The 12,702-nt window shown below is 60.3% G+C and carries 10 protein-coding genes; all 10 read right to left on the reverse strand.

Annotated features, from left to right (window positions below):
• The 10 genes from ND528_RS16480 to ND528_RS16525 all read right to left on the reverse strand — a co-directional run bounded on the left by ND528_RS16480 (position 1) and on the right by ND528_RS16525 (position 12,695).
• Complete coding sequence (locus tag ND528_RS16480; protein WP_137215275.1) at positions 1-1,632, reverse strand: CTP synthase; 1,632 nt, start codon at positions 1,630-1,632, stop codon at positions 1-3.
• Positions 1,633-1,906: 274 nt separating this feature from the next.
• On the reverse strand, positions 1,907-3,235 hold the full coding sequence (gene tilS, locus ND528_RS16485) for a tRNA lysidine(34) synthetase TilS (protein WP_263470725.1): 1,329 nt from the start codon (positions 3,233-3,235) through the stop codon (positions 1,907-1,909).
• Positions 3,236-3,356: 121 nt separating this feature from the next.
• Entirely contained in the window at positions 3,357-4,304 is a 948-nt protein-coding gene (locus tag ND528_RS16490) for an acetyl-CoA carboxylase carboxyltransferase subunit alpha (RefSeq protein WP_137215273.1), read from the reverse strand.
• A 139-nt stretch (positions 4,305-4,443) separates the two neighbouring features.
• Positions 4,444-7,965, reverse strand: a complete 3,522-nt coding sequence (dnaE, locus tag ND528_RS16495) for a DNA polymerase III subunit alpha (protein WP_263470726.1) — start codon at positions 7,963-7,965, stop codon at positions 4,444-4,446.
• Between the two features lie 76 nt (positions 7,966-8,041).
• A complete protein-coding gene (gene rnhB / locus ND528_RS16500) occupies positions 8,042-8,668 on the reverse strand; it encodes a ribonuclease HII (RefSeq protein WP_130912760.1) in 627 nt (208 codons plus the stop codon).
• An 11-nt stretch (positions 8,669-8,679) separates the two neighbouring features.
• On the reverse strand, positions 8,680-9,810 hold the full coding sequence (gene lpxB / locus ND528_RS16505; RefSeq protein WP_269076996.1) for a lipid-A-disaccharide synthase: 1,131 nt from the start codon (positions 9,808-9,810) through the stop codon (positions 8,680-8,682).
• Between the two features lie 2 nt (positions 9,811-9,812).
• Entirely contained in the window at positions 9,813-10,589 is a 777-nt protein-coding gene (lpxA, locus tag ND528_RS16510; protein WP_016771468.1) for an acyl-ACP--UDP-N-acetylglucosamine O-acyltransferase, read from the reverse strand.
• Positions 10,586-11,026, reverse strand: a complete 441-nt coding sequence (fabZ, locus tag ND528_RS16515; RefSeq protein WP_016771469.1) for a 3-hydroxyacyl-ACP dehydratase FabZ — start codon at positions 11,024-11,026, stop codon at positions 10,586-10,588. Before fabZ ends, lpxA begins: the two co-directional genes overlap by 4 nt.
• 106 nt (positions 11,027-11,132) lie before the next feature.
• On the reverse strand, positions 11,133-12,188 hold the full coding sequence (gene lpxD / locus ND528_RS16520) for a UDP-3-O-(3-hydroxymyristoyl)glucosamine N-acyltransferase (protein WP_130912755.1): 1,056 nt from the start codon (positions 12,186-12,188) through the stop codon (positions 11,133-11,135).
• A 3-nt stretch (positions 12,189-12,191) separates the two neighbouring features.
• Positions 12,192-12,695 (reverse strand): OmpH family outer membrane protein, encoded by a 504-nt coding sequence (locus tag ND528_RS16525; RefSeq protein WP_003222140.1) that lies wholly within the window; start codon positions 12,693-12,695, stop codon positions 12,192-12,194.
• Positions 12,696-12,702 lie beyond the last annotated feature (7 nt).

Below are 12,702 nucleotides of genomic sequence, written 5' to 3' on the forward strand. Positions count from 1 at the left end.
TTACGCCTTCTTCTGGTGTTGCGTCAGTGCTGCCTTGACGAAACCGCTGAACAGCGGATGACCGTCGCGTGGTGTCGAGGTGAACTCAGGATGGAACTGGCAAGCCACGAACCATGGATGATCCGGTGCCTCGACCACTTCAACCAATGCGCCGTCGCCTGAACGCCCAGAGATCTTCAGGCCCGCATTCATGATCTTCGGCAGCAGGTTGTTGTTCACTTCGTAACGGTGACGGTGACGTTCGACGATCACGTCTTTGCCGTAGCAGTCGTGCACTTTCGAGCCCGGCTCAAGCAGGCATTCCTGTGCGCCAAGGCGCATGGTGCCGCCCAGATCGGACGCTTCGGTACGCACTTCAACAGCGCCGGTGGCGTCTTCCCACTCGGTGATCAGACCGACAACCGGATGGCCGCTGGCACGATCGAACTCGGTGGAGTTGGCGTCTTTCCAGCCCAGCACGTTACGCGCGAACTCGATGACCGCCACTTGCATGCCCAGGCAGATACCCAGGTAAGGGACCTTGTTTTCACGAGCGTACTGAACAGCAGTGATCTTGCCTTCCACGCCACGCAGACCGAAGCCGCCGGGTACCAGAATCGCGTCGACACCTTCGAGCAGCGCAGTGCCCTGGTTCTCGATGTCTTCGGAATCGATGTAGCGCAGGTTGACCTTGGTGCGGTTGCTGATGCCAGCGTGGCTCATCGCTTCGATCAGCGACTTGTAGGCGTCGAGCAGTTCCATGTACTTGCCGACCATGGCGATGGTCACTTCGTGTTCCGGGTTCAGCTTGGCATCGACCACTGCTTCCCACTCGGACAGATCGGCGCTGTCGCATTGCAGACCGAAACGCTCGACGACGAAATCGTCCAGGCCCTGCGAGTGCAGGATGCCCGGGATTCTGTAGATGGTGTCGGCATCTTCCAGCGCAATCACCGCACGCTCTTCAACGTTGGTGAACTGAGCGATCTTGCGGCGCGAGGAAATATCGATCGGGTGGTCGGAGCGGCACACCAGCACGTCTGGCTGCAGACCGATCGAGCGCAGATCCTTGACGGAGTGCTGGGTCGGCTTGGTCTTGGTTTCGCCGGCGGTGGCGATGTAAGGCACCAGGGTCAGGTGCATCAGCATCGCGCGCTTGGCGCCGACTTCGAAACGCAGCTGGCGGACAGCTTCGAGGAACGGTTGCGACTCGATGTCACCGACGGTGCCACCGATTTCGACCATCGCCACGTCAGCGTCACCGGCACCCTTGATGATGCGGTGCTTGATTTCATCGGTGATGTGCGGGATGACCTGGATGGTCGCACCCAGGTAGTCACCACGGCGCTCTTTGCGCAGCACGTGCTCGTAGACACGGCCGGTGGTGAAGTTGTTGTTCTGGGTCATGGTCGTGCGGATGAACCGCTCGTAGTGCCCCAGGTCCAGGTCTGTCTCGGCGCCGTCGTGGGTGACGAACACTTCACCGTGCTGGAACGGACTCATGGTGCCCGGATCGACGTTGATGTACGGATCCAGCTTCAGCATGGTGACCTTAAGCCCCCGCGCCTCCAGGATAGCCGCCAATGAAGCCGAGGCAATGCCTTTCCCCAATGAAGAAACAACACCGCCCGTGACGAATATGTAGCGCGTCATGAAAAACCCTAGAAGTCTGCGTTAAAGCGGAACGAGCCGCCGGGGAAAGCGAAGGAAGGCCGAAGCCCCCGATCACCTGCATTAATCACAGTGCACCTTTCGAAAAAACCGCCGCGTTGTGACAGACCGGCAGATGAAACACCGGTACGTTGCTCGCTACACATTTTTTGGAATCGCCCAGCAAAGACTGCTTGGTAATCGGCAACTCCTGCAATTCAGGCGAATCCACAGAAGTTGTATCAAGAAGGGAGCGTAGTCTACCGGAATGCTCCTTTCAGCTCAAACCTTGATCTTCGTCTGTTGGCTGCCAATGCAACGTCCAGCCTTCGTCCATCTGACCATCAAGACCCGGCAGGTTCGCCACCGCGAGTATTTCTTCACCACGAAACAGCAGCGGCAATCTGCCACGCACGAAGCCTGGTACTGCGCGCTCATTGAGCAGGCGCTTGAGATCACGGCTGCCGCGCTCGGCCAGTTGCATGACTTCACCGCCCTGCCGATAGGCAATGCGCAAAGGCGCGGATGGAGTTTGGCCGTGAAACATGACGCGCCCGTTATCGGCCAAGCGTAGCGTTGCAGCCGGGGTCTGCCAGTCGGCGCCGATCACCGGCGTGCGCAGCCAACGGCCGCTGAGCCACCAGACGCGACCGGCGCTGCGGTGCAGCTCTCCGTCGGCGAGACGCCAGATCGGTGAAGCGTCCGAGCTGGCATCGCGCAGGTCGATCCAACCCGACCAATGGTCAGCATCTGGCAGGCGAGTCAGTGCCTCAAGCCAGTGACCGAGGGCGTTTCGCTGGCGTGCGTCAGACAATGCAGCCAACGGCGCCAGCTCAAGTGATGGAACACCCAGCCAAGCGAATTCATGGACCGTTTGGGCTTGTGCGAGATCGATCTGCGCCAGCTCATCGAGCAAGCCCTGGGCTTCACGCAGATGCACAGCCGTGCGTGCCATGCTGGCCTGCGCTTGCGGCCAGCGCTCGGTCAGCACCGGCATGACTTGATGGCGCAGGTAGTTACGGGAAAACTGCCGATCCTGATTGGACGGGTCTTCGATCCAGTGCAACTGATGTGCCTGTGCATAACTTTCCAGTTCGGCGCGACTGACGTCGAGCAACGGTCGAACCAGAGCGCCCTGCCCCACTGGACGCTGCTGCGGCATCCCGCCAAGCCCACGCACTCCAGCTCCGCGCAACAGCCGAAACAGCAGCGTTTCGGCTTGATCGTCGCGGTGCTGGCCAGTCATCAGCACGTCATTGGTCTGTGTCAGCGAACTGAACGCAGCATAACGCGCGTCCCGCGCCGCCCGCTCCAGGCTCGCCCCGCCCTTTACGGTCACCCGCTTCACTTGCAACGGCACGCCCAGCGCATCGCAAACGGACTGGCAATGTTGCGGCCACGCATCGGCCGTAGCCTGAAGGCCGTGGTGGATGTGGATGGCGCTTAGCGCAGGGAGGGATTCGGCGTTCGCCAGAGTGGCGAGCAGATGCAGGAGGACGGTGGAGTCGAGCCCACCGGAGAAGGCGATGCGCCAATGAGCGGCGTGGCGCCAGGGCTCAAGGTTCAGCAGAAGCCGCGACGGCAAATCACTCTTAGAGGAATTCATAGAGAGGGTCGCTTCTCAGAAATCCCTGTAGGAGCTGCCGAAGGCTGCGATCTTTTGATTCTGACAAGCAAGATCAAAAGATCGCAGCCTTCGGCAGCTCCTACAGGGGATAGCGCTCGACTTAGAGACCGTAGCTCATCAGGCGATCGTAACGGCGCTTGAGCAGCGCTTCGTTATCGAACTGCTTGAGCATCGCCAGTTGCGAGCTCAGCTCGGCGCGGATCGACGCAGCGGCAGCAGCCGGGTCACGGTGGGCGCCGCCCAGTGGCTCGCCGATCACTTTGTCAACAATGCCCAGGCCTTTCAGACGCTCAGCGGTGATGCCCATCGCCTCAGCGGCATCCGGTGCTTTCTCGGCGGTTTTCCACAGGATCGATGCGCAACCTTCCGGCGAGATCACCGCGTAGGTCGAATACTGCAGCATGTTCAGTTGGTCGCAGACGCCGATGGCCAGTGCGCCGCCGGAACCACCCTCACCAATTACGGTGGCAATGATCGGGGTCTTCAACCGCGCCATCACACGCAGGTTCCAGGCAATCGCTTCGCTCTGGTTGCGCTCTTCGGCGTCGATGCCTGGGTAGGCGCCCGGGGTATCGATGAAGGTCAGGATCGGCATCTTGAAGCGCTCGGCCATCTCCATCAGACGGCAGGCCTTGCGGTAGCCTTCAGGACGCGGCATGCCGAAGTTGCGACGGACTTTCTCGCGCACTTCACGGCCTTTCTGGTGACCGATGATCATCACCGGCTGGTCTTCCAGACGGGCGATACCGCCAACAATGGCAGCGTCGTCGGAGAAGTGACGGTCGCCGTGCAGTTCGTCGAACTCAGTGAAGATGTGCTCGATGTAATCGAGGGTGTAAGGGCGTTTCGGGTGACGCGCCAGACGTGCGATCTGCCAACTGGTCAGCTTGCCGAAGATGTCTTCGGTCAGCGTCCTGCTCTTGTCCTGCAGGCGGGAGATCTCATCGCCGATATTCAGCGAATTGTCATTACCGACCAAGCGCAACTCTTCGATCTTGGCTTGCAGGTCGGCGATCGGCTGTTCGAAATCTAGAAAATTCGGGTTCATAGGCGTCCGTCTTGGGTCGTGTCCCAAGTGAGCTTGGGCCGGCCGGTTGTCTATTCGCGCCCTACCTTAAGGGAGAGGCGCGCTGAGGTCGAGATTAAAAATTCAGGTTGCGGGCAAGCGCAATGGTGGCACTTGCCGGTCAACGGTATTGGAGGAAGACGTTGTCTCGCCCGAACTGGTCACGCAGGGCTTGAATCAAGGCATCCGCCGGGTCGATCCGCCAGGTCTCGCCGAACTGCAGCAAGGTCTTCGCATCCGGACTGGTGTACTCCATGGTGATCGGGCACGCGCCGCGATGACGCTTGAGCAGCTCGCCCAACCAGCGTAGCTGATCGCCTTTCAGATCCTGGGTGTGCAGCTTCAGGCGCAGGCTTTCGGCCAGATTGGTCCGCGCATCCTCCATGCTCATCACCCGCTTGACCCGCAGGCGCAGGCCGCCGGAGAAGTCGTCATTGCTGACCTCGCCCTCGACCACCACCATCGCGTCGGTCTGCAACAGTGATTGCGCCGAATGGAACGCATCGGCAAACAGCGACGCCTCGATCCGCCCGGAGCGGTCATCAAGGGTGATGAAGCCCATCTTGTCGCCCTTCTTGTTCTTCATCACCCGCAGGGCAATGATCATCCCCGCTACGGTCTGCGTGTCGCGTGCCGGTTTCAGGTCGATGATGCGCTGACGGGCGAAACGGCGGATCTCGCCTTCGTATTCGTCGATCGGGTGACCGGTCAGGTACAGGCCCAAAGTATCTTTCTCACCCTTGAGACGTTCCTTGAGGGTCAGCTCCTTGGCCTTGCGATGGGACGCATAAACATCGGCATCCTCTTCGACGAACAAGCCGCCGAACAGGTCGGCGTGGCCAGAGTCGTGAGTCCGCGCAGTCTGCTCGGCAGCCTTGATCGCTTCTTCCATCGCCGCCAGCAGCACCGCACGGTTGCGGTCGATATTGGCTTGATAGGCTTTCTGCTCGTCGTGGAAATACGGGCCGAGACGATCCAGCGCACCGCTGCGGATCAGACCGTCGAGGGTGCGCTTGTTGATGCGCTTGAGGTCGACCCGCGCGCAGAAATCGAACAGATCCTTGAACGGACCGGCCTGTCGCGCCTCGGTGATCGCTTCCACCGGACCTTCACCGACGCCCTTGATCGCGCCGAGGCCGTAAACGATGCGGCCATCGTCGTTCACCGTGAACTTGAACTCCGAAGTGTTCACGTCAGGCGCGTCGAGGCGCAGCTTCATCGTCCGCACTTCTTCGATCAAGGTCACGACCTTGTCGGTGTTGTGCATATCCGCCGAGAGTACCGCGGCCATGAACGGCGCCGGGTAATGGGCTTTCAGCCAGGCAGTCTGGTACGACACCAGGCCGTAGGCGGCGGAGTGGGATTTGTTGAAGCCGTAACCGGCGAATTTTTCCACCAGGTCGAAAATGTTACCGGCAAGATCCGCGTCGATGCCGTTGGTCGCGCAACCCTCGATGAAACCGCCGCGCTGCTTGGCCATTTCTTCGGGCTTTTTCTTACCCATCGCCCGACGCAGCATGTCCGCACCGCCAAGGGTGTAACCGGCCATGACCTGAGCAATCTGCATCACCTGTTCCTGATACAGGATGATGCCGTAAGTCGGCGCCAGTACCGGCTTCAGACCGTCGTACTGGTAGTCCGAGTGCGGATAGGCCAGTTCGGCGCGACCGTGCTTACGATTGATGAAGTCGTCCACCATGCCCGATTGCAGCGGCCCCGGACGGAACAATGCAACGAGTGCGATCAAGTCTTCCAGGCAGTCGGGCTTGAGCTTTTTGATCAGCTCTTTCATGCCTCGCGATTCAAGCTGGAACACCGCCGTGGTTTCGGCTTTTTGCAGCAACTGGTAGGTCGGTTTGTCGTCCAGCGGGATAAAAGCGATATCGAGCGGCGGCTCATTGACCTTGGCGCGGTCACGGTTGATGGTTTTCAGCGCCCAGTCGATGATCGTCAGGGTACGCAGGCCGAGGAAGTCGAACTTCACCAGACCGGCGGCCTCAACGTCGTCCTTGTCGAACTGGGTTACCAGACCGTCGCCGGCCTCGTCGCAATAGATCGGCGAGAAGTCGGTGAGTTTGGTCGGCGCGATCACCACACCACCGGCGTGCTTGCCGACGTTGCGCACCACACCTTCGAGCTTGCGCGCCATCTCCCAGATTTCTGCCGCTTCTTCATCGACCTTGATGAAGTCGCGCAGGATCTCTTCCTGCTCGTAGGCTTTTTCCAGGGTCATGCCGACTTCGAACGGAATCATCTTCGACAGGCGATCCGCCAGGCCGTAGGATTTGCCCTGCACCCGCGCCACGTCACGGACCACAGCCTTGGCGGCCATGGAACCGAAGGTGATGATCTGGCTTACCGCGTTGCGGCCGTATTTCTCGGCCACGTAGTCGATCACGCGGTCGCGACCGTCCATGCAGAAGTCGACGTCGAAGTCGGGCATGGAGACCCGTTCCGGGTTGAGGAAACGTTCGAACAGCAGGTCATATTCCAGCGGGTCGAGGTCGGTGATCTTCTGTACGTAAGCCACCAGCGAACCGGCACCCGACCCACGGCCCGGACCTACCGGTACACCGTTGTTCTTGGCCCACTGGATGAAGTCCATCACGATCAGGAAGTAACCGGGGAAGCCCATCTGGATGATGATATCCAGCTCGAAATTCAAGCGGTCGACGTAGACCTGGCGCTTGGCTTCGTAGTCTTCGGTGGTGTCCTTGGGCAGCAGCACCGCCAGGCGTTCTTCGAGCCCTTCGAAGGAGACCTTGCGGAAATATTCGTCGATGGTCATGCCATCGGGGATCGGGAAGTTGGGCAGGAAGTGCGTGCCCAGCTTCACATCGATGTTGCAGCGCTTGGCGATCTCGACGGTGTTTTCGATGGCGTCGGGGATATCGCTGAACAGCTCAAGCATTTCCTCGGCGCTTTTCAGGTATTGCTGATCGCTGTAATTCTTCGAACGGCGCGGGTCATCGAGGGCGCGGCCTTCACCGATGCACACACGGGTTTCGTGGGCGGCGAAGTCTTCCTGCTTGATGAAGCGCACGTCGTTGGTCGCCACCAGCGGCGCACCGAGCTTGTCGGCCAGCGCCACGGCGCCATGCAGTTGTTCTTCGTCGTTGGGACGGTTGGTGCGCTGGATTTCCAGATAGAAACGATCCGGGAACACCGCCATCCACTCGCGTGCCAGCGCTTCTGCTTCCGCCGGGTTGCCGCCGATCATGGCCATGCCGATCTCGCCTTCTTTGGCGGCGGACAGCATGATCAGGCCTTCGCTGGCCTCAGCCACCCACTCGCGCTCGACGATGACCATGCCGTTGCGCTGGCCTTCGATGAAGCCGCGCGAGATCAGTTCGGTGAGATTGCGATAACCCTGAGCGTTCATCACCAGCAGGCTGAGGCGGCTCAGCGGTGCATCCGGGTCCTTGTTCGCCAGCCACAGGTCGGCGCCGCAGATCGGCTTGATGCCGGCGCCCATGGCGTTTTTATAGAACTTGACCAGGGAACACATGTTGTTCTGGTCAGTGACCGCGACTGCCGGCATGTTCATGGCGGTCAGCGCCTTGACCAGCGGCTTGATCCGCACCAGCCCGTCGACCAGGGAGTATTCAGTGTGCAGGCGTAGATGAACGAATGAAGCCGGCATAGTGATCCTGTCCAGTTACATAGAGACAACGAGGCCCGGATTGTACCGGGCCTCGAATAAAACATCAGCCTTGCGCCTAAACCTGCGTCAGGCTTTCCCGCGCCTCGTAAGCCAGGCGCACCGGGGCGAACGAGCGGCGGTGAATCGGCGTCGGGCCGAGCCGCGCCAGTGCTTCCAGATGAACGGGCGTCGGATAGCCTTTATGGCCGCCAATGCCGTAGCCCGGGTAGATCAATTCGAACGCCGCCATTTCGCGATCACGACTGACCTTGGCCAGAATCGACGCCGCCGCTATCGCCGGCACCTTGCCGTCGCCCTGAATCACCGCCTCGGAACGCATCGGCAGATGCGGGCAGCGGTTACCGTCGATCATCGCCAGTTTCGGCTGAATGTGCAGACCGGCAACCGCGCGCTGCATCGCCAGCATGGTCGCGTGGAGGATATTCAGATCGTCGATTTCTTCGACTTCGGCGCGGGCGATGCACCAGCTCAGGGCCTTTTCGCAGATCTCGTCGTAGAGCTTTTCGCGCTTGGCTTCAGTAAGTTTCTTCGAATCGTCGAGGCCGAGGATCGGCCGGTTCGGATCGAGAATTACTGCCGCCGTCACCACCGCACCACACAACGGACCACGACCGACTTCATCAACACCGGCGACCAGTTCTTCGACTTCGGCGACCAGAGTGAAATCCAGGCCCATTTGCATGCTTGTCTTGCTCATTGTGGTTTGCCGATCAGGTCAAGGACGGCTTGCGCCGCCTGATTGGAAGCATCGCGCCGCAGCGTGCGGTGGATCTCGTCGAAGCCGCGGGTCTGTTCATCACCGCCATCGATCAATGGCGACAGCGTCTGCGCCAACGCCTCGACAGTCGCATCATCCTGCAACAACTCCGGCACCAGCAAGCGCTGAGCGAGCAAGTTGGGCAGCGACACGTACGGGCTCTTGACCATGCGTTTGAGAATCCAGAACGTCAGCGGCGCCAACCGATAGGCCACCACCATCGGCCGCTTGTACAGCAGCGCTTCAAGGGTAGCAGTGCCAGAGGCGATCAACACGGCGTTGCACGCGGCGAGCGCCAGATGCGATTTGCCATCAAGCAAAGTCACCGGCAAATCCCGGCCGGCCAGCAGCGCTTCGAGCTGCAAGCGGCGTTCAGGATTGGCACAGGGAATAACAAAGCGCACGCCCGGACGCATGCCGCGCAGGCGTTCGGCAGTATCAAGGAACAGCGCGCCGAGGCGACTGACTTCACCGCCACGACTGCCGGGCATCAATGCCACCAGCGGACCGTCGGTTAAACCAAGCTCGGCGCGTGCAGCGGCGCGGTCGGCTTGCAGCGGAATGGTATCGGCCAAGGTGTGACCGACGAAACGCACCGGCACGCCTTTCTCTTCATAGAACTTCGCTTCGAACGGCAACAGGGTGAGCATCAGATCGCAGCCTTCGCGAATCTTCAGCACCCGTTTCTGCCGCCATGCCCACACCGACGGGCTGACGTAATGCACGGTCTTGATCCCGGCCTGACGCAGCTTGAGTTCGATATTGAGGTTGAAATCCGGCGCGTCGATGCCGATGAATACGTCCGGTTTGGCGGCGATCAGCGTGGCGATCAGCTCTTTGCGGCGCTTGAGCAACTCACGCAGCCGGCCGAGGACTTCCACCAGCCCCATGACCGACAAGCGCTCCATGGGGAAGTACGAGGTCAGGCCTTCGGCCTGCATCAGCGGACCACCGACGCCGATGAACTCGACTGCCGGGTGCTGAGCCTTGAGGGCGCGCATGAGGCCGGCGCCGAGAATGTCACCGGAAGCCTCACCCGCCACCAGCGCAATACGCAGACTGGCCATGATCAGCGGGTGATGCCGCGAGTCGATGCCTGGATCGAATCGCGGAACACGGCGACTTCAGGGAACTGCGCAGACGGTTCGGCCAGCTCGGCCAGCGCCTGCTCGACCGTCAGGCCCTGGCGGTAGACAGTCTTGTAGGCACGACGCAAGGCGTGGATCGCGTCTTCGCTGAAACCGCGACGGCGCATGCCTTCGAAGTTCATGCTGCGCGCTTCGGCCGGGTTGCCGAAAACGGTGACGAACGCCGGAACGTCCTTGCCGATCGCCGTGCCCATGCCCGAAAAGCTGTGCGCGCCGATGTGGCAGTACTGATGCACCAGGGTGAAACCGGAGAGGATCGCCCAGTCGTCAACGTGTACATGCCCGGCCAACGCTGTGTTGTTGACCAGAATGCAGTGGTTGCCGATGACGCTGTCATGGCCGATGTGGGCATAGGCCATGATCAGGTTGTGATCACCCAGCGTGGTTTCCGAACGATCCTGCACGGTGCCACGGTGAATGGTCACGCCTTCGCGGATGACGTTGTGGTCGCCGATCACCAGGCGGGTTTCCTCGCCTTTGTACTTCAGATCCGGGGTGTCTTCGCCTACCGAGGAAAACTGGTAGATGCGATTGTGTTTACCAATGCGGGTCGGCCCCTTGAGGATCACATGCGGCCCGATCACGGTACCCTCGCCGATTTCCACACCTGCGCCGATGATCGACCACGGGCCGACCTCGACGCCGTCAGCCAGTACGGCGGACGGATCGATGATTGCGCGAGGGTCAATCAAACTCATACTTTCTGTTCCGCGCAGATGATTTCTGCCGAGCAGACCGGCTTGCCATCCACCGAAGCCTGGCATTCGAACTTCCAGATCTTGCGCTTGCAACTGATGAAGGTCGCTTCAAGGATCAACTGATCGCCCGGCTTGACTGGCTGGCGGAAGCGCAGCTTGTCGGAGCCGACGAAGTAATACAGGGTGCCGTCGGCCGGTTTGACGTCGAGCATCTTGAAACCGAGGATCCCGGCAGCCTGAGCCATCGCTTCGATGATCAGCACGCCCGGCATGATTGGATGCGCGGGAAAGTGACCATTGAAGAACGGTTCATTGATGCTGACATTCTTGTAGGCGCGAATTCGCTTGCCTTCAGTGTCCAGTTCCACCACCCGGTCCACCAGCAGGAACGGGTAACGGTGAGGCAGGTATTCGCGAATCTCGTTGATGTCCATCATTTCAGGGGAAAGCCTATGTAAAGATTGGGAGCGCGACTGACGCGCACTCCTCTAGCAAATCAAGGAGGCAGTCTAGAGGCTGTGCACACTTGATATGGAAATGGTATCAGCCATCAGATGAAGCATTGCCGTCAGGGGTCACTTCCCCTACGCGCTTTTCCAGCTGTTTCAACCGTCGCGCGATGTCATCGAGCTGACGGATGCGGGCCGCGCTTTTGCGCCATTCGGCCGCCGGTTGCATGGCTGTGCCGGAAGAATAGGCACCCGGCTCGGTAATCGAGTGGGTCACCATGGTCATCCCGGTCAGGAAAACGTTGTCGCAAATATCAATGTGGCCGACCAGACCGACACCGCCGGCGAGCATGCAGTGCTTGCCGATTTTGGTGCTGCCGGAAATGCCGACGCACGCGGCCATGGCGGTGTGATCACCGACCTGGACGTTGTGTGCGATCTGGATCTGGTTGTCGAGCTTCACGCCGTTGCCGATCACGGTATCGGCCAGAGCGCCGCGGTCGATGGCGGTGTTCACGCCGATCTCGACATCGTCGCCGATGGTCACGCCACCGATCTGGGCGATTTTCTGCCAGACGCCCTTTTCGTTGGCGAAGCCGAAGCCCTCGCCGCCGATCACCGCGCCGGACTGGATCACCACACGTTTGCCGATGCGCACGTCGTGATACAGCGTGACGCGCGGAGCCAGCCAGCCGCCTTCACCGATTTCGCTGCGAGCTCCGACCACGCAGTGCGCGCCCAGCGTCACCTGCGCAGCGATACGCGCACCGGCTTCGATCACCACGAACGGGCCGATGCTGGCGCTTGGATCAACCACTGCATCCGCCGCAATCACCGCTGTCGGATGAATCCCCGCAGCAGCTTTTGGTTTTGGATCGAACAGGTGCGAGATGCGCGCGTAGGCCAGGTAAGGATCCGGCACCACCAGGGCGTTACCGGCAAAACCCTCGGCATCGGCTTCCTTGAGCAGCAGTGCAGCTGCCTGGGAACCGGCCAGGTATTTACGGTATTGGGGATTTGCCAGAAAGCTCAACTGAGCTGGGCCAGCCTCTTGCAAAGTGGCTAGCCCAGTAATTTGCGTCTCGGGGTCGCCACGCAGAGTGGCGCCGAGGTGCTCGGCCAACTGGCCGAGCCTGATAGTCACGGTCATGGGTTACTTCAGCTGATTCATGCGCTCGATAACCTGGCGCGTGATGTCGTACTGAGGTTTGACATCGATGACTGCGCCACGCTCGAACACCAGGTCAAAACCACCTTTCTTGATGACTTCTTCCACAGCGCTGTCCAGTTTCGGCTTCAGCTGCTTGAGCATTTCGCGGTCAGCTACGGCTTTGGCTTCGTTCAGCTCCTTGGACTGGAACTGGAAGTCGCGGGCCTTTTGCTTGAATTCCAGCTCCAGACGCTCACGCTCGCCCTGCTGCATCTTGTCGCCACCGGCCATCAGACGGTCCTGAATGCCTTTGGCGCTGCTTTCCAGAGTTTTCAGCTTGGTCAGTTGCGGACCGAACTTCTTCTCGGCATCCACGGCGTACTTCTTCGCCGCGTCGGATTCCAGCAGTGCCATCTGATAGTTCAGCACGGCAATTTTCATGTCGGCGAACGCCGGGCCTGCCACCAGTACGGAGGCCAGGAGAACCAATTGAGTCAACTTACGCACGATGCAC

The organism is Pseudomonas mercuritolerans (assembly GCF_025706525.1).
Taxonomy (GTDB): Bacteria; Pseudomonadota; Gammaproteobacteria; order Pseudomonadales; family Pseudomonadaceae; genus Aquipseudomonas; species Aquipseudomonas mercuritolerans.

Coding starts and splice junctions, on each gene's coding strand:
- lpxB (WP_269076996.1), bottom strand. CDS start 9,810: ATGGCCAGTCTGCGTATTGCGCTGGTGGCGGGTGAGGCTTCCGGTGAC.
- rnhB (WP_130912760.1), bottom strand. CDS start 8,668: ATGCAAATGGGCCTGGATTTCACTCTGGTCGCCGAAGTCGAAGAACTG.
- fabZ (WP_016771469.1), bottom strand. CDS start 11,026: ATGATGGACATCAACGAGATTCGCGAATACCTGCCTCACCGTTACCCG.
- tilS (WP_263470725.1), bottom strand. CDS start 3,235: ATGAATTCCTCTAAGAGTGATTTGCCGTCGCGGCTTCTGCTGAACCTT.
- lpxD (WP_130912755.1), bottom strand. CDS start 12,188: ATGACCGTGACTATCAGGCTCGGCCAGTTGGCCGAGCACCTCGGCGCC.
- lpxA (WP_016771468.1), bottom strand. CDS start 10,589: ATGAGTTTGATTGACCCTCGCGCAATCATCGATCCGTCCGCCGTACTG.
- ND528_RS16480 (WP_137215275.1), bottom strand. CDS start 1,632: ATGACGCGCTACATATTCGTCACGGGCGGTGTTGTTTCTTCATTGGGG.
- ND528_RS16490 (WP_137215273.1), bottom strand. CDS start 4,304: ATGAACCCGAATTTTCTAGATTTCGAACAGCCGATCGCCGACCTGCAA.
- dnaE (WP_263470726.1), bottom strand. CDS start 7,965: ATGCCGGCTTCATTCGTTCATCTACGCCTGCACACTGAATACTCCCTG.